The 17,873-nt window shown below is 38.7% G+C and carries 10 protein-coding genes; 6 read left to right on the top strand and 4 right to left on the bottom strand.

All coding sequences use genetic code 11. The annotated features are described in order from the left end of the window. Positions 1-534: 534 nt before the first annotated feature. Positions 535-1,851: a hypothetical protein gene (locus tag G4Y78_RS25310; protein ID WP_163835664.1), complete on the bottom strand. Its 1,317-nt coding sequence runs from the start codon at positions 1,849-1,851 to the stop codon at positions 535-537. A gap of 839 nt (positions 1,852-2,690) precedes the next feature. Between G4Y78_RS25310 and G4Y78_RS25305 the strand changes: the two genes are divergently transcribed. The 3 genes from G4Y78_RS25305 (at position 2,691) to G4Y78_RS25295 (ending at position 8,892) form a co-directional block, all read left to right on the top strand. Beyond that, positions 2,691-3,821 carry an HD-GYP domain-containing protein gene (locus G4Y78_RS25305; protein WP_163835662.1) on the top strand — a complete coding sequence of 377 codons (1,131 nt, stop codon included), beginning with the start codon at positions 2,691-2,693 and terminating at the stop codon, positions 3,819-3,821. Between the two features lie 27 nt (positions 3,822-3,848). After that, complete coding sequence (gene amt / locus G4Y78_RS25300; RefSeq protein ID WP_163835660.1) at positions 3,849-6,377, top strand: ammonium transporter; 2,529 nt, start codon at positions 3,849-3,851, stop codon at positions 6,375-6,377. A gap of 502 nt (positions 6,378-6,879) precedes the next feature. Further along, positions 6,880-8,892, top strand: coding sequence for a leukocidin family pore-forming toxin (locus G4Y78_RS25295; protein WP_163835659.1), 2,013 nt, complete (start codon positions 6,880-6,882; stop codon positions 8,890-8,892). Positions 8,893-8,993: 101 nt separating this feature from the next. Here the strand turns inward: G4Y78_RS25295 and G4Y78_RS25290 are convergent, their stop codons facing one another. Then, positions 8,994-9,329: a PBPRA1643 family SWIM/SEC-C metal-binding motif protein gene (locus G4Y78_RS25290; RefSeq protein ID WP_163835656.1), complete on the bottom strand. Its 336-nt coding sequence runs from the start codon at positions 9,327-9,329 to the stop codon at positions 8,994-8,996. Between the two features lie 95 nt (positions 9,330-9,424). Next, positions 9,425-12,271 carry an excinuclease ABC subunit UvrA gene (gene uvrA / locus G4Y78_RS25285; protein WP_163835654.1) on the bottom strand — a complete coding sequence of 949 codons (2,847 nt, stop codon included), beginning with the start codon at positions 12,269-12,271 and terminating at the stop codon, positions 9,425-9,427. Positions 12,272-12,609: 338 nt separating this feature from the next. Here uvrA and G4Y78_RS25280 point away from each other — a divergent pair, with 338 nt between their 5' ends. The 3 genes from G4Y78_RS25280 (at position 12,610) to G4Y78_RS25270 (ending at position 15,565) form a co-directional block, all read left to right on the top strand. Then, complete coding sequence (locus G4Y78_RS25280; RefSeq protein ID WP_222937778.1) at positions 12,610-13,962, top strand: MFS transporter; 1,353 nt, start codon at positions 12,610-12,612, stop codon at positions 13,960-13,962. A 21-nt stretch (positions 13,963-13,983) separates the two neighbouring features. Continuing rightward, positions 13,984-14,601, top strand: coding sequence for a single-stranded DNA-binding protein (gene ssb / locus G4Y78_RS25275; RefSeq protein ID WP_163835650.1), 618 nt, complete (start codon positions 13,984-13,986; stop codon positions 14,599-14,601). Between the two features lie 241 nt (positions 14,602-14,842). Then, positions 14,843-15,565 carry a sterol desaturase family protein gene (locus tag G4Y78_RS25270; protein ID WP_163835649.1) on the top strand — a complete coding sequence of 241 codons (723 nt, stop codon included), beginning with the start codon at positions 14,843-14,845 and terminating at the stop codon, positions 15,563-15,565. A 571-nt stretch (positions 15,566-16,136) separates the two neighbouring features. On the opposite strand, the gene G4Y78_RS25265 is transcribed toward G4Y78_RS25270, so the two are convergent. Beyond that, entirely contained in the window at positions 16,137-17,873 is a 1,737-nt protein-coding gene (locus G4Y78_RS25265; RefSeq protein WP_163835647.1) for a carbamoyltransferase C-terminal domain-containing protein, read from the bottom strand.

Raw genomic sequence — 17,873 nt, 5'->3', positions numbered from 1 at the left:
CTGTTGCTTGATTAGTATACAATACTGTTTAAGTTATCATTATAATAATTTTAAGGGTAGTTCAATGACTTGGGTAGAATTGAACTGCCTTTTTATATGCCATTCTTTTTTTGTCTATTTTTATATTATGGCTCTCTAAATAGTGTATGCAAAAAAATACTATCCCGATTTTTTGTTGAGTACTTCGAAAAATGTTTGATAAGACTATTTGAAAAAAATAAATTTTTTATTAGTCTTTAATTGAAAGGTTAATTTTATTACTAATATAGCGATACTTATTTATAAGTAAAGCCATTAAGATAGATCAGGCTTAGTTAACAGCTTGCATGCAAGCTAAATATAATTGTTTTATTGTGAAGTATTTATATTAAACGAAGTATGTTTAAAACAGCTAGTATAGCCTTATCAAATAATTTTTAGGGTTTGCTATTATTGCTTGCTTCCCTTAAAAGCCATTCAATTGTATAAAAAAGCCTTCCATTATAAAGGAAGGCTTTGATTACATAGAAATGATTTTTTGAAAAAATATAGGGGTTACGGAGTTAACCTGTTATCTCCCCAATTAATATGAATATTAACATTTGCCTCTTTGTTGATCCGTTTGCTACCGTCTCCATGCCAAGAGCACCAGTCCCTTAAAAATTTTTCATCAGCAATAGTAAATTTAGAGTTTGCTTTAATAGTAGTAATACCATTGAAACTTGCACTATTGGGGTCAGTATTATCTAATCGGACGACATATTGATACTTGGGTGAAAAACCTGTGGCAGGCTTAGGCCACTCATTTTCATAAACTAGGTTATCATCTGAACAGCTAGTGTAGTGGTAAATACCAAGCCATTTACCGTAGTCAGACCATTTATAGCTTCGGACCACATGAAGATTGGTATCCCAGCTAACTTTACGGGTGTTACTAGGATTGATAAAGGCACGAGTCGTATAATCCTGAGTATTCCAACTGGTTCTTTTGTTCCATGATATACCAAATCCTGCATCGCCAGATGGACCATCTGAATTGGCAGATGCTTTTATAGAAAAGGAAATATCCGTGCTGGCATGCATGGTTACCCCTTGGGCTGGGTTATCAGGTGAAAACTCGGTAACTCGAATAGGGCTGCCACCAGAAATAGGCTCAAAACTAAAATTATAATTGATTGGAAATTTCAACTGATATTTGGCAAAGCCTTTAGTGAAGCCATCACCATTATTGGTTTTAGCACGATAAAACTGTCTTGTATAACCTACACCTTGGGTGACTAAACGGGCAATTTTGATATGATCACGTGTATTATGAAAAACTTCTACAGCAATATCAAAAACCTGTCCATCACCTTCTAAAACAATATAGTCATTATAAGCTAGGATTCCCGGATCAGACTGTGATAATGAGCGTTTTTGTCTGGATTGTGTTGAGTATTGCTGTGTATTGGAACCAGTTAAATGGGCAGCTAATAAGAGAATTTGGTCAATTTTTTTATCATCAGCGTTTTCTGTAATGGGGGCTATTTTATTTGACTTAACACCCGAAAAACCAGGAGTAACGTAAACCAAAGCCATTTTGGTGCTTATGCCGGTACCAAAATAATTAGCGAGTGTATCTGCAGAATTTATGGTGTTAGATAGATCGACTAAAGCAAGTCCACCCTGTTGTTTAAAAGATTCTATATTAGCCTGATTAAACTCATCTAGAGTAAGAAAAGTGATAGAATATGGTAAATTTTTTTGGTTTAGCGTGTCTATTAATTTTTGATTTTCTGGTGAGGTGGTTGCGTATTGAATAACTTCAGCAGTTAAGTTGCCTCCGTAGCCAATAGCAAGTGCACAAACTATAGGTATAGACTTCTTTAGCATAACCGGGCTCCTAATTTAGAGTTGGTTAAATTATTTTTTGTTTTAATGGCTATAGTTGTTTTTATTATATAATGATCTTTGTGTGAAAATTAATATAATAAATTTAATGGATAATCAATGTCTTTTTAATGGTTTTGTGCTGATGGCTGAAAAAATGATATAAGTGAAGAGGAAGTAAAATTTTAAATCTGTGTTGCGATAAATAATCTGTTTGCTGTAATGATTATGATATTTTTGTGGATAGGAATTTCTCTCAATAAACTACTTTATTTATATGATTGTAATTGTAATACTGTCATAATAAAGGTATGTATAAATAAAGTGTGCTGGTGAAATGGCTATGTGTAAGATGTTGCTAAATGATTATATAAGAAAATAATTGTAAATGTGGTTGACGTAAGATAAAAGGGTTTGTATATACCAATTTAGGTGGGGCTAAAGCTTTAACTACAAAAAATATCTAAAAAGTATCAGCGATAATATATTTGATATGGCCTGAAAAATAATTTCGAAGTTATAATGGTTTTTGGTAAATTTATAATATTATCTATGTGAATTGGTGGGGGTGTAAGTTAGGCTCTCGAATTAAATAAGCCTGATAGTATATGAGGTTTATATCAAGCTTGTTATTGTGTGATAATATTTGTCTATAAATCTAATTGCTACATCTAATTTTTTTTAATTGCTAAATGCTATTGTTGCTTTTATTTGTCTTCTCAATTTTCTGATTGCTACTATAAGTTTTTCTATCAAATAATACCAACTATATTTAAAAATACTGCGTGCCCATCCTTTTAGATAAGCTTGCTGAATCGAGTGGTGAAAAGCGAGGTAATAGTATGGGAAAGGGAACAAAGTTAAAATTTAAAGCTAGTAATATTGAAAAGCAGGATGAAAACAAGCTTAAACCTTGGAAAATATTATTAGTTGATGATGAAGAAGATGTACATGCAGCCACTAAAATCGCACTGAATGGACTAGTGTATAAAGAACGTAGAGTATCATTTATTAGTGCTTATTCGGCAGCAGAAGCCAGGCACAAAGTTGAAGAAAATCCAGATATCGCTTTAGCCTTTGTTGATGTGGTAATGGAGTCCGATAATGCAGGCTTAGAGTTTGTCGAATGGTTGCGTCAGACAAATCAGACGAGAGATATTCGGGTTGTACTAAGGACAGGTCAGCCTGGTCAGGCACCAGAAAAAAAATTAGTTTTGGAATACGATATCAATGACTACAAAGATAAATCAGAGTTAACTGCGGAACGATTATTAACCTCTACAATAACAGGATTGCGTGGTTATGATGACATAATGGCAATAAAAAGATTGCTTGCTATTATGGACTGGAATCAAAAAGCTACCGTGTACGCCATGGCTACTTTATGTGAAAGTAGAGATCATCAACTAGGATCACATGTGCAACGAGTGGCGGCAATGAGTAAAGCTATTGCTCAACAATTGCTGGAAATGAAAGTAGAGCAAATAGATGATCGTTTTATTGAATTGATTGAGCTTGCAGCCACACTTCATGATACTGGAAAAATAGCAATTCCAGACTCTATTTTAAATGCGCCAAGACCGTTGACTGTTGAAGAGTTTGAAACTATGAAAACTCATCCGCAAATAGGCTATCAAACCCTTGAAGATGCCAGCCACTTTGTACAGGAAGTAGGATTATTAAACATGGCTAAGGAAATTGCCCATTATCATCACGAACATTGGGATGGGAAGGGATATCCCGATGGGTTAACAGGCAACAATATCCCCTTACCAGCGAGAATTGTTGCTGTAGCTGATGTGTTTGATGCTTTAAGGGCTCAACGTCCTTATAAACCGGCCTGGCCATTTAATAAAGCATTAATTGAAATTAGTGATGAAAGTGGTTCTCATTTTGATCCTATAGTAGTAAGCGCTTTTATGGAGGTGGCAGCTGCTGTTGATGCAAGGCAAGTTTATGAAACTTTTGATTAAGCTTTATTTCATTCAATAATTATACTGATGCCCCAACTCACGGTTATTGATCAAGTCTGGGTTATTATTTGTGCTGCACTTATTTTTGTTATGCAGCTAGGTTTTACTGCACTTGAAGCAGGTATTACCCGATCAAAAAATACCATTAATGTTGCTATGAAGAATGCAACTGACCTAGTAATCTCAGTTGCTGCTTTTTGGTTGGTTGGATACAGCCTGATGTATGGAAATAGCTATTATGGATTGGTAGGGCTTGATACTTATTTATTATATGAGTATGGCAATTCCAGTGAAATTATATTTTTTTTCTTTCAAGCCATGTTTTGCGCTACTGCTGTCACCTTGATGTCTGGCGCCGTGGCTGAACGTCTTCGATATCGTGGTTTTATTATTATTGCCATGATTATTTCATTAATTATTTATCCCATTTTTGGTCATTGGGCATGGCATACCTATGATCAAAAACAAGGCTGGCTAGCAGCAATGGGATTTTATGATTATGCAGGCTCAACAGTTGTTCATAGCCTGGGTGGTTGGGTTGCATTAGCTGCGGTAATAGTGATTGGGCCAAGACAGCAGCGTTTTAACAAGAACGGTGAAGTGAATCAGTTTTCTTCGCATAATCTGGCCATTTCATTGTTAGGTACATTATTGTTGTGGTTTGGTTGGTTTGGTTTTAATGGTGGTAGCAACTTAGCTTTTAATGAGCAAGCAGTCATTTCCGTAGCCAATACATTGTTAGGTGGTACGGCAGGAGGCATTGCTGTTTTATCGTGCTTATTGAAAAGTAAGAATGCAAAGGTACACCCTACTTTATTACTAAATGGATGTTTGGCTGGCTTGGTTTCCGTTACTGCAGGTGCCAATGTTTTATCAAGCTGGGGAGCTTTTTTGATGGGGCTGGTTGGTGGCTATATAATGATGTGGTGTAGTCACTTACTCGTGCGCAAGCAGATTGATGATGCCGTAGATGCTATAGCTGTTCATTTGGGGGCTGGTTGCTGGGGAACCATAGGCTTGGTCTTAATCAGTCCTTTTCAGCCTGCATTGGCTCATTGGCAGTTTATGGAGCAATTTATTATTCAATGCACAGGTGTCATTGCCTGTGGAGTATGGGCATTTGGTGTCGCATACCTTGCTTTGCATGTTATTAGTCGGTTTACTCCATTGAGGGTGACACCTGCGGCTGAACGTATGGGGTTAAATATTTCTGAGCATGATGCACCTACTGAGTTATACGATTTTTTGGAGTTTTTACACCAGCAGACAGTGCATGAAGATTTATCATTAAGAGCTAATATTGACCCATTTTCAGAGGTTGGCATTATTGCAGAAAAATATAATCAAGTACTAGACAAGCTACAGCAAACTGTAGCACAAAGTAATACCATATTGCAGACAGTTGCTGATCCTATAATCGCATTTAAACCCTCTGATTTAACAGTTGTGTCTATTAATAAAGCAACTGAACGATTGTTTGGTTTTAGTATGAAAAAAATACTTAATAAGCCTGTTACTCATTTAGTTTCGTCAGAAAAATTAAATAATTTGCTGATGCAAAAGGCAATTGCTATGCATGAGGAAATTGAAGGTAAGCGTGCAGACGGCAAAAATCTATTATTGGAAGTTAGTCTGGCGAAAACTGCACTTAATAAAGGAAATTATTATACCCTTATTTTAAAAGATATTTCAGAGCGTAAGGAGCAAGAACTAAAGATATTGGAAGCAAAGCAGCAAGCAGAAAGTGCATTAGATAAATTACAGTGTATGCAAGATCATTTAGTGCAAACTGAAAAACTAGCAGCGTTAGGCCAATTGGTGGCAGGAATTGCCCATGAAGTTAATACACCATTAGGCATTGCAGTTACCATAGCAAGCCATATTAATGGAAAAATAAATCAAATTCTTAGTGATTATAATAGTGAAGAGCTAACAGAAGAAGCCTTTAATGATGAGTTGAATAAAATTCAAGAGTCAGTGAGACTGTTGTTAAAAAATGCCAATAGAGCTTCACACTTGATTCGTAGTTTTAAAACCGTTGCTGTTGATCAAACGAATGCTGAACGTAGAGCTTTTAAACTAAAGTCATATCTAGAAGATATACTTGATAGTTTAAGGCCTAGTTTTAAGAAAACTAATATAATTATAGAAATAAATTGTGATGATACTATTGAGTTAGATAGTTACCCTGGCCTATTTGCACAGATAATTACCAATTTAATAATGAACTCGTTAACTCATGGCTTTGATCCAGGACAACAGGGTAAAATAGTATTAGATATTAGTAAAAAAGGAGCAAGTCATATAGAATTATTATATAAAGATGATGGTAAAGGAATTAGTTTAGAGATAAGGTCACATATTTTTGAACCATTTTATACAACCCGAAGAGGGGAAGGTGGTAGTGGGTTAGGTATGCATATAGTGCATAATTTAGTTGTTGGCCCTTTAGGCGGTTTTATCAAAGTAATGGAATCAGATGAAACATCATCTAGCAATCAGGGGGCTTCCTTCTTAATAACCTTACCACTTTTCGCACCTATATCAAAAATCTAAATTTTTTTAGATAGTTTTTTTGTAAGACAATTGTCTGCAGGTTTGTTTTTTGTGTAGATTTTATTGAAAAAATGCTACATTTATTTTGTGGCTGCCATGTTTTTTAGGTATTAATGTAAAGTTTATAGTAATACAGTAATATTAAATAAATATTTTCTTAAAAATTAAGATGTTAAGTTGTACATCATGCTATTTGTAAAAGAACTTGATCTCTATTGAAATAATGTGTACTTATATGAATAGTTGATAAAGGTGAGGGGTTATTAATAAGGTATTTTTATGCAGTAATTTCGACTGACTTGTCGGTATCTAACCACCTATTCAAATAGTGTTAACAGGCTCTATCAATAGATTATCTTAATGTAGGGAAAATAAATAATAAAAATACAGCAACTAAAGATGTTGGTGTTGATAAATATTTTCTTTAAAAAAATAGTCAGTCATGGATCGTGTCAGCATTATATCGTCTTCTAAGGACTTAATATAATAAAAGGTGTAAACCATGAAAAATAACAAAGTTAGTCCGTCCAAAAAATGGTTAACGAGTCTAGCATTAGTAACAAGTTTGCCTGTGGCATTAATAGGCTATTCTAGTGATTTGCCAGGGTATTTAATTTTCAAAAAACAAGTGGGACTAATTTCTTATCCTAGCGAAATTGTTAGTCAATTAATGACTGATAAAAGTTGGTTGCAGAAGCCGGTTTATAAGGCAGGTGATTTGTCACACGTGAGCTTAGTTATTATTAATTTAGCAGAGTATAATAATGATGAAGCAATTAAATTGGCAAAACAGGCTTTTCGGCAAGGTAAGATGCTTATTTTAGACAGCACGCAAGCAACTAATTCTAAGCAAGTAAAAAAAATAACTGCAAAAATTATTGGGGTAGGCTTAGCTGATCCAATTATTGCAGTTAGGAAAAATAATAATTCAGCAGAATATAAGTCGCTATCGGTAAGTAATGCACTTAAAGGACAAGAGCGTCTAACGCGATTAATGAAAGAAACAGAGGCAGTAATTAAACAGTGGGATAGTACTGTACTTAATTCCTCTAGCTCTTCCCGTTCGTCAAGGGTTCATCGCTCAACTGCTTTTTCCTCTTCCTCATCGACACCTTATCGACCTGAGGTTTCAATTCCTTTGGAATTTAGACATATTGGCTTTAAGTGTCGTGTTGGTAAAGAGTTTGATGGCAATGGCTGGTCAAACAGTGCTAACTGGAGTGGTACAATTGAGGATGCTTGTAATGGCGAAGCTAGCGTCTCGTTATTTTATAATTTAGATTTTATTCGCTCGGTACCTTTTAACGGTGGTGGTGACCAGAATGCTGATAATGCGAAATATATTCGCATTACTCTTAACCCCGGTGGTGGCGAAAGTGGTGGCTCAGCCAGTGGTGGGGCAGGGTGGCATCTTGTTGATAAACCTTCCCACAAACATACCTGGTTTGAAAGTTGGACAAACCGTCTGACTTGGTTTGGTCCAGTAGCAATGGATTATACTGTGGAAATAACGACTAGTGATTCAGATGTTCATCTGTTTAATACAATTCCAAATAACAAACCTAAAGAGAGTGAGATTCGTGAAGTGTCGGGTTTTACTGTGGGGGTTGAAGCAGGGGGGAAGGCAGATGTAGGCGAAAAAGGCCCAACGGTTGGGGTGGATGCTAAAGGCAGCTTTAGTTACAACAGCCAACGCTGGGTTACCTATAAAGCCCATGAATATACTGTGGCGAATCAGTCCAGGGCCGGTACGCAGGATCGTGCTAAGTGGCTATGGGACCGCAAATTTGATGAAGACAGTAAAAATTGGCGTACCAATGACACTTGTGCACTGTGGTGTGATGATTGGTTTTTTAAAGACAGTGCTTTCAGTGCAGCTTCTTACGCCAATTATAAACCTGGCTTTAGTGCGACATTTCAGGCACCTGCTGAAAAATCAGGTGAATCAACTTTTACCATCAGCAATAAAGTTACTGTTGCTGCACTGGGTGGGCGAGTGCAGTATATGATTTGGTATCAAGGCTATACGCCATGGTCGTATAATGGTACTGCCTATACCTTTAATAAAAACTTCCGGGTTAATTGGGATGCGCCAGTATTTGAACCAGAAGTTAATGTGTCAATAGAAGCATTTCGCAAAGACAGCACCCAAGGTATTTGCTTAGATGTGGAAGGGAGTTCAACCGCAGAGGGCACAAGCGTGATTGGTTATAGCTGTCAATACAGCAATAATCAGCTGTGGGGACTTGATAATTACCAGCGTTATAGATCTCGGGTGGGTAAAGATCGCTGCTTAACTGCTGAAACTGATAATACTGTTACAGTGCGCAGTTGTACTGCAGCGGCTAATCAAAAATGGCGCTGGGAGGGTGATAAGTTAGTTAATGAATTAGGAAAATCCTTAGCTATCGTTAATGACCAGGCTGTTATGACTGATAATGCTGAGGACTACCAAGATTGGCGAAACTATGTAAGGAATATTGAAGCAGATAAGGTTTTAACAGTTCTGAATTAGAAAAATACTTTCTTGTAATAGGCATCACCCATGTTGATGCCTAGTTTTGTGTAATTTTTTGAGATTGCTTCAGCTGAGATATCCCTTAAGGGATTACTGGTCTAGGCCCCACAACACTTTTTATACTTTTTACTACTATTACAAGGACAAGGGTCATTACGGTTTGCTTTTTTGGTGCTAACTGCGCTGCTTTGCTTGTTTTGTAGGATTTCTAGATCACGGATATTTTCATCTTGTTCTGGATCTACCTTGATGACGCTGACCCAGCCGTTTTCTGCAAAGATATTAGCCAACTCTTGTTTGCGTTCTTCTGTTTGCACAGTGATTTGAGCAGGTGCTTTGTCTGTACCTAGGCGTACGGTTTTTTTTACTTTAAAATTAGAGTTATTGTGCTCAGATTTTTTCAAGGGAAGGTTTTTGTAGGGATATCTTGACATAGATTACCATCTTTCTGTTGATGTATTTGTACGTTAGTTGGTCTTTAAAAGTGTTATCTTATCTGTTCTGATGCTAGTAGGACAAACAAAGCCTACTAATTGAGTAGGCTTTTACTGTTGTTGTTTAGCATCGGTTTTAAAAATCGTCCTGTGTGAGACTTTTTAACCTTAGCGACCTCCTCTGGTGTGCCAGTCGCGATAATTTCGCCGCCACCATCGCCACCTTCAGGGCCTAAGTCAATAACCCAGTCTGCTGTTTTAATAACATCTAGATTATGTTCGATCACCACAATGGTATTGCCATGATCACGAAGGCGATGTAATACAGTTAATAACTGTTTTATATCGTGAAAATGCAGGCCGGTGGTGGGTTCGTCCAGAATATACAGGGTTTGTCCGGTATCTCGTTTCGACAGTTCTTTAGCCAGTTTAACCCTTTGGGCTTCACCACCAGAAAGGGTGGTGGCATTTTGTCCCAGGTGAATATAAGAAAGCCCTACATCCATTAAGGTTTGTAATTTACGATTGATTGCAGGAATTGCTTCAAAAAATACCAGAGCTTCTTCCACCGTCATTTCCAGCACTTCATGAATACTTTTACCTTTGTACTTAACCTCAAGCGTTTCCCGGTTATAACGCTTGCCTTTACAAACATCACAAGGTACGTAGACATCGGGCAGGAAGTGCATTTCTACTTTAATGACTCCATCACCTTGGCAGGCTTCACAGCGGCCGCCTTTTACGTTAAAGCTGAATCGACCAACTTTGTAACCGCGTGATCTTGCTTCTTGGGTACCTGCAAATAGCTCACGAATAGCTGTAAATATGCCGGTATAAGTTGCTGGGTTGGAGCGGGGGGTGCGACCAATCGGGCTTTGGTCAATATCGATACATTTATCAAAATGCTTTAAACCACTTACCCGTTTATAGGGCTCGGGGGTTAACGTGGTAGCTTTATTTAACTCAGTAGCGGCTATTGGGTAAACAGTACCATTAATTAAAGTCGATTTACCTGAACCAGAAACGCCAGTCACACAAGTAAATAAGCCAAAGGGAATTTCTAAATTAACATTTTTCAGGTTATTGCCGGTAGCACCAAATATTTTCAGCATTTTCTTGCTGTCAACGGGTGCACGCTGGCTGGGTACTTCGATTGACTCTTTGCCAGATAAATAACGTCCTGTTAATGAAAAATTATTTTTCATTACCTTTTCTGGCGTGCCCTCAGCAATAATTTGGCCACCGTGGATACCTGCTCCAGGGCCAATATCAATCACATGATCAGCGGTGCGAATGGCATCTTCATCGTGTTCGACAACAATCACGGTGTTGCCTAAATCTCGCAGGCGGGTCAGGGTGTTTAGCAGGCGATCATTATCCCGTTGGTGTAGTCCGATAGAAGGTTCATCCAAAATATACATAACCCCGACTAATCCAGCGCCAATTTGGCTGGCCAGGCGAATCCGCTGTGCCTCACCGCCGGATAAGGTTTCGGCACTTCTATCTAAAGTTAAATAATTAAGGCCAACATTCACTAAGAAATGCAGTCGTTCGCGAATTTCTTTTAATATTTTATCAGCAATTTCACCTTTGCGCCCAGGCAGTGCTAATTGTTCAAAATAGGCTAAAGCGTTACCTACGGGTAATTTAGAAATGTCTGGCAGGGTGTTTTCTTCAACATACACATTACGTGCGGATTCTTTCAGTCGGCTGCCATTACAGTCTGGGCAAGGTTGGGTATTTAGATATTTGGCTAATTCTTCCCGAACACTTTGCGAATCAGTATCGCGATAGCGGCGCTCCATGTTGGGTAAAATCCCTTCAAACCGGTGGGATTTTTTAATGGTCATACCGCGATCATTGACATAATTAAAGTTAATATGCTCGTCACCACTGCCATGTAAAATAACCTGGCGGTATTTTTTAGCCAGCTTATAAAAAGGCGTATCAATATCAAAACCATAGTGGCTAGCAAGAGAGGTGAGCATTTGAAAGTAATACACATTGCGTCTGTCCCAGCCGCGAATAGCACCTTCAGCCAGGGTTAGCTCATCACTGGTGATGACTTTTACTTCATCAAAAAACTGTCGTGCACCTAAGCCATCACAAGTGGGGCAGGCACCTGCAGGGTTGTTGAAGGAAAACAGCCGAGGTTCTAATTCATTAATGCTGTAACCACATTCAGGGCAGGCAAATCGTGCTGAAAAGATTAAGTCTTCCTGCTCGCCATCCATAAACGCCACTTCTGCTACGCCGTCGGTTAGTTGAATAGCGGTTTCGAATGATTCAGCCAGTCGTAACTGCAGATCCCCACGCACTTTAAATCGATCTACGACTACTTCAATGGTGTGCTTTTTGGTTTTAGCCAGTTTGGGTACGTCATCTAAGTCAGTAACAATGCCATCGACCCTGGCTCGCACGAACCCTTGGCTTTTCAGTTCATTAATAATATGCAGGTGCTCCCCTTTACGGTCTTTAACCACAGGCGCTAACAGCATTAACTTAGTACCTTCTGGTAGGGCTAATACTTGGTCCACCATTTGAGAAATGGTTTGGGCTTCTAATGGTTGTTGATGGGTTGGGCAACGAGGGGTGCCTGCTCTAGCAAATAGTAGCCGTAGGTAGTCGTATATTTCGGTGATTGTGCCGACGGTAGAGCGAGGGTTATGAGAGGTTGATTTTTGTTCAATAGAAATCGCTGGCGATAAACCCTCAATATGGTCGACATCAGGCTTATCCATCATGGACAAAAACTGTCGGGCATAAGTGGAGAGTGATTCCACATAGCGCCGCTGGCCTTCTGCATATAACGTATCAAAAGCTAATGAAGATTTGCCTGAGCCAGACAGACCAGTGATAACAATTAACTTGTCGCGAGGTATTTCCAAGTTAATGTTCTTTAAGTTGTGAGTGCGGGCGCCACGAACCAGTATCTTATCCACAACAGCATCCCTTACGGTGGGTGAATGAAAAAGAGTCGATTATATATGAACAACCAAATAGATGCAGGACCCTGAAAGCTCCTGTCATGTTTCGTAAAAAATGTAGTGACAGGGTATTCTTCCTCCGTTCTTAAAGGCCATCCATGGCCCGCAAGAACTAAAAAGGCATCCATTCCTTAGCTGCAGAACACCCTATCACTACATTCTTGTGTGTTTGGCGTTTGAAAAGAGGGCAGAAATTGCTGTGTTGCTTAGAGCTAACGCTTGAAGTAACAAACCTGATAAAATTTATTCTTTTTCAGTGAAGTGCGAATGAGGGTTCAATGAATTTGAGTGGCATGACACATCATGAGCGGAAAGCCTCTTTGTGTCTGGCATCTATTTTTGCCATGAGAATGCTTGGCTTATTTATGGTGCTGCCTGTATTGGCAATTTATGGCACTGAGCTAATTGGAGCAACGCCTGCATTAATTGGGTTAGCCATAGGCGCTTATGGATTTACCCAGGCTTGCTTGCAAATTCCATTTGGCATGTGGTCGGATCGGCTGGGAAGAAAGCCTGTCATCATTATCGGCTTACTACTGTTTATTGCGGGTAGTGTATTAGCTGCCATGGCTAATGATATTTATCAGGTGATATTGGGCCGCTGTTTGCAGGGGGCGGGTGCTATCGCCAGTACCATTATGGCTATGGCAGCGGATTTAACCCGAGAAGAACAGCGCACCAAAGCCATGGCAATGATTGGTATTAGTATTGGTTTAGCCTTTTGCTTGGCAATGGTGCTGGGTCCATTGGTAACGGATATTTACAGCTTAAGTGGTTTATTTTACTTAACAGCGGCATTGTCTGTTGTGGCTCTGGCGTTGGTTTGGATATTGCCTACGCCAATAGAGCAAAAACGACATCGAGAGGCCAATACCGTATTAGGCCAAATAGGCCAGGTTATTCGTAATGGTAGTTTGCTGCGGCTGGATATCGGTGTATTTGCTTTACATTTTGTGTTGATGGGGGCATTTGTCGTCGTACCGGTTATTTTAGAGGAGCAAGCTGGGCTATCTCGTCATCAACACTGGTGGGTTTACCTAATTACTCTGGTATTGTCTTTTATTGCTATGGTGCCGTTTATTATTGTGGCGGAAGCCAAGCGTAAGATGAAGGAAATAAAACTGGGGGCTATTGTTCTGCTTGCCGTGGCAGTGATATTGCTTTATTTCAATCAGCAGTCAGTTGTCGGGTTAATGGTGAGCTTATTTGTATTCTTTATGGCGTTTAACTGGTTGGAAGCATCACTGCCATCTTTGGTTAGCAAAATTGCTCCGGCAGGTAGTCGTGGTACCGCCATGGGGGTGTTTTCTACCTCACAGTTTTTAGGTGCTGCCATTGGGGCATCAACCAGTGGGTGGGTGTACCAAACCTGGGGTATGTTAGGATTAACTCTATTAGCAGTCAGCATTCTGGTATTATGGTGGGTTGCTTCAGTTACTATGCAGCAACCGCCTTATTTAAACAGTATTATGCTTGATTTGACCAAGGTGGATAAAGTTTCACCAATTGACTTGTCTAACACATTAGCAGCAGTAAAGGGGGTGGAAGATGTGGTGGTCATCCCTGAAGAACATGCAGCCTATTTAAAGGTTGATAAAAAGGCTTTGGATACTCAAGCCTTGCAAGCATACGGTTTTGGCGTATAACGACAGATTGAGGAGAGAAACATGCGTGGCGTAAATAAAGTAATTTTATTGGGTAACCTGGGAGCAGACCCAGAAGTCCGTTATATGCCTAACGGGAATGCTGTCACCAACATCAGCGTGGCAACTAGCGAGCAATGGAAAGACAAGCAAACTGGCCAGCCACAAACCCGCACTGAATGGCACCGGGTGGTTTTATTCGGCAAGTTAGCTGAAATCGCCGGGCAATATTTACGTAAAGGTTCCAAAGTATATTTGGAAGGTAAATTACAAACCCGTAAATGGCAGGGGCAAGATGGCCAAGACCGTTATACAACAGAAATCGTGGTAGACATCAACGGCCAAATGCAAATGCTGGACGCCCGCCAAGAAGGCAGTGCCCCAATGGGTAATGCCGGTGGTTACGGTGCGCCACAGCAACAACCCCAAGGGCAACCTGGCATGATGGGCCAGCAGCCACCACAAAACCAAGGCTATTCACAACCAGCTCAGCCGCAACAAGGTGGCATGCCAAACAACAACTTTGGTGGCCAACAAGCACCTGCTCAACAACCAGCGCCATCTCAGCCAGCTAATAACTCAGCACCAAGCGGAGCACCAGCTGGTGGTTTTGATGATTTTGATGATGATATACCGTTTTGAATGACATAAAAGTCTTAGTGTTAAGATAAGCGATTATGTAGAAGGAGCCGAAAGGCTCCTTTTTAGTTTGGAAAGGCAAATATGTGTCGTTTTTATTAGGTATTTGAAAAATGGGAGGTGGTGTCTCTCGAATTAAGTTGGTCGCATTATAACTTGTTAGCAAGAATAGAAACCTCAACATCAATACAATGGTATATGCGTGAATCTCAATGGCAATTTGGAGTAAAAGGAAAAATTAATAATGGCCTATATTAACCAGCTATTGCAGTTTTGGATTGAGACTGACTGGTATTTTGCCTTGTTGATGTCAATAGCGGTAAACATTGTTGTATTTGTTTCTACTGCTACTATTTTGGATTATGCAATTGCTGGGTTAATCAGTAAATATAAATTTGGAAGCTATATTGATGACTGTCCTTTGAAACTCAATCAAAAAAAGATTGAAATCCAAAACGGTATAGTTGCTTGTGTTATCTTTGGTGTTGGTAGTTTAATAACGCGGGAATTATTCAGCCAAGTTTGGCCTGTTAGTTTTATTAGTCTATTGATTCAGCTAGTAGCATTCATGATTTTTTATGAAAGCTACTCTTATTTTATTCATCGGCTATTACACACTAAGCCGTTTTTAAAAATACATGACGTTCATCATAAATCGGTACGGGTAACGCCTTGGAGTGCATATAGTGTACACCCCGTTGAGGCGATATTTATTGCAATGAGTGCCCCTATATTTATGAGTATATTTCCACTCAGTTTGGGAGTTGCTTTGGTGTTACATATTTTTGGTATGATGTTCACTATTCTTATCCACTCGAATTACAACCTAATCATAAATAATCCTCTGCTAGGAAAAGTCAGTGGTTATCCAAGGTATCATTCTGCACATCATCTATTGGGTAATGTTAATTTTGGATTTGTGAACGATTTTTGGGATTCGTGCTTAAATACAAGAATTGAAAAGTAAATATCGCAAACCAGACTCTTAGTTAAGATTGATTATGTAGCCATTAATATTACGGAAACTATGTTGCAGGTCTGCAGAGTTAATTAATAACTAAACTATTTTTTCTTTGTGTACTGATTTTTTAGTTGATCGCTAAGCGATGCGGTTATGTATAAATAGTTTTCGTTCAGGTCATGCTGTTTTAAGGCATAATCATATCTTTCTAGGATATCTAGACCATGCCCAACTTTAGCAGCATTAGCCTCAACTGACTTAAAAAATCAAATTGTACCTTTAAAACCATATGTAACGTTAGAAGGTATGTACATTGCTATTTCTAAAAAATTACCTTGTAGAAAGTGCTATCAATTACTTAGCCAAAAGATGAATGAGTTTAAAGCTATTAAACTAACCAAGCGACTACTAAAAAAGCATCAATAAATCTGGGAGAGTAGCTTGAAGAGTAATTAATCATCAGGCATCAGCTCTAGATAGTGCGGTAAACACTATAAAAAATGACTGTTTAAAGGAAGTTATTTTAAAAAAGTTTTATGCAAGAGCTGATGAATTACAAAGCATTAAACTTTACTTTTTAAATTGAAGTATGGTCTAAAAAGTGGGGCCCAAAAATTATCCCATCTTCACAGACTAGAAAATCAACTCGATTGTCATTTAGCGCTTTCAGTGCTTCAGTTGGTGTATTTATTATAGGTTCTTCATGGGCATTAAAACTAGTGTTGACCAAACATGGCAAACCGCTAATAGTTTTAAATTCGCTAAGTATGTCAAAATATAGTGGATTAGTAGTTCGTTTAATTATCTGCGGGCGAGCTGTTCCATCAACATGTACGACAGCAGGGATTTTGTCATGATACTCCTTTTTAACATTAGTTGTAATGGTCATGTAAAGACAAGCTTCGGCATTTTTTTCATTAACTTCGAAAACCTTGCTAGCATCTTCTTCCAATACAAAAGGCATAAACTCAGTTCGTTCAAGACGTTTATTAATTGAGTCGTTGATATCACGGTCAACAGGACTGGCAAGAATAGTGCGTGCGCCTAAAGCTCTTGGTCCCATTTCCATTCTCTGTGAGTAAATAGCACCAACTCGACCCTCCTGAAGTAACTTTGCAGCTTTTTGGGCGGGATTACTGGATTCTACAGTAAGATTGAAAGCTTGTGCTTCTGTAATTAAATCTGTTCCTGTATAAGGAAAGCCAAGATACACATTTCCCATGCGGTTGCGCTCAAGTTGGTCAAAACCGTAGTGTAAAGCGATTGCATTAATGGCATTGCCAACTGGTAATCCTTCATCCCTCATTGCAGGAAAAATAAATACTTCATTTATCCCTTCAAGCTCAGCTACTCGCTGGTTTAATCGTACATTAGCAAAAACTCCACCACTCATACCAATGTATTTAGCTGATGTTTTATCAATTAACACCTTTATCCATTCAATAATTAATTCTTCTGTAGCATATTGGATGGAAGCTGCCATATCTTCTCGTGAAAGATCCTTTAATAAGGAAGTGAGATGTTGCTTTAGCTCAGAAACATTGGCTAACTGAGAGGTTATGCTACCATCATTATTGACTGAAAAATATTTTTTTATTGCTTCCCCTGCAACAGGTTGGCCAAAAGCAGCAAGACCCGTTATTTTACCTTCATGTCGCACGGGAGTGAATCCACATAATTCTGTCACCTGAGCATAGGCGACACCAATAGATGCAGCATGATTTTGTGAGTTTAATAAGGTTTCATCACCACCATACAGAATGTGTAACTCATTACCATCATAGTAATAAGCTGAGTAGGTAGCACCATCGCCACCGCCATCACAAGATATATACAATGCATCTTGTTTCCAGTCAGTAAAATTATATGCACCTAAAGTATGAGAGTAATGATGGTTAGTAAAAGTAATTTTGCACTGCTTTGATAGTCCATAAAATTCTTTGATTTTATCAAAGCTAACCAAACTAGATTCTTCTTTTTCCTTAAAAAAAATAATTTCTTTTATTAGGTTTCTATCTCGCTTTACTCCCCGCAGTTTACGAGATAGATCCCGTAAAGGCTTAGATGTCTTCTTAAAACATTGCAGTGGCAACTGAGTACGTGACAAAGCTAAGATATAGATATCAGCATGGCTAATACCTGCTATTCTTAGTACCTCTTCTATTGACTTCAGATTAGAAAACCCGCCATCATGTTTTTTTCTTGTTATTCGTTCTTCCTTACAAAATGCAACTAACTGCTTGCCTTTAAATAAGCAAGCGCCTGCATCATGACCTGTATGAATGCCTAAAGTATATAATGCTCTTTGCTTCAT

It is taken from the genome of Spartinivicinus ruber, from assembly GCF_011009015.1.
Taxonomy (GTDB): Bacteria; Pseudomonadota; Gammaproteobacteria; order Pseudomonadales; family Zooshikellaceae; genus Spartinivicinus; species Spartinivicinus ruber.
This window is presented reverse-complemented; position numbering and strand designations above follow the sequence as displayed.

Coding starts and splice junctions, on each gene's coding strand:
- G4Y78_RS25310 (WP_163835664.1), bottom strand. CDS start 1,851: ATGCTAAAGAAGTCTATACCTATAGTTTGTGCACTTGCTATTGGCTAC.
- G4Y78_RS25305 (WP_163835662.1), top strand. CDS start 2,691: ATGGGAAAGGGAACAAAGTTAAAATTTAAAGCTAGTAATATTGAAAAG.
- amt (WP_163835660.1), top strand. CDS start 3,849: ATGCCCCAACTCACGGTTATTGATCAAGTCTGGGTTATTATTTGTGCT.
- G4Y78_RS25295 (WP_163835659.1), top strand. CDS start 6,880: ATGAAAAATAACAAAGTTAGTCCGTCCAAAAAATGGTTAACGAGTCTA.
- G4Y78_RS25290 (WP_163835656.1), bottom strand. CDS start 9,329: ATGTCAAGATATCCCTACAAAAACCTTCCCTTGAAAAAATCTGAGCAC.
- G4Y78_RS25280 (WP_222937778.1), top strand. CDS start 12,610: ATGACACATCATGAGCGGAAAGCCTCTTTGTGTCTGGCATCTATTTTT.
- ssb (WP_163835650.1), top strand. CDS start 13,984: ATGCGTGGCGTAAATAAAGTAATTTTATTGGGTAACCTGGGAGCAGAC.
- G4Y78_RS25270 (WP_163835649.1), top strand. CDS start 14,843: ATGGCCTATATTAACCAGCTATTGCAGTTTTGGATTGAGACTGACTGG.
- G4Y78_RS25265 (WP_163835647.1), bottom strand. CDS start 17,873: ATGAAGCAAAGAGCATTATATACTTTAGGCATTCATACAGGTCATGAT.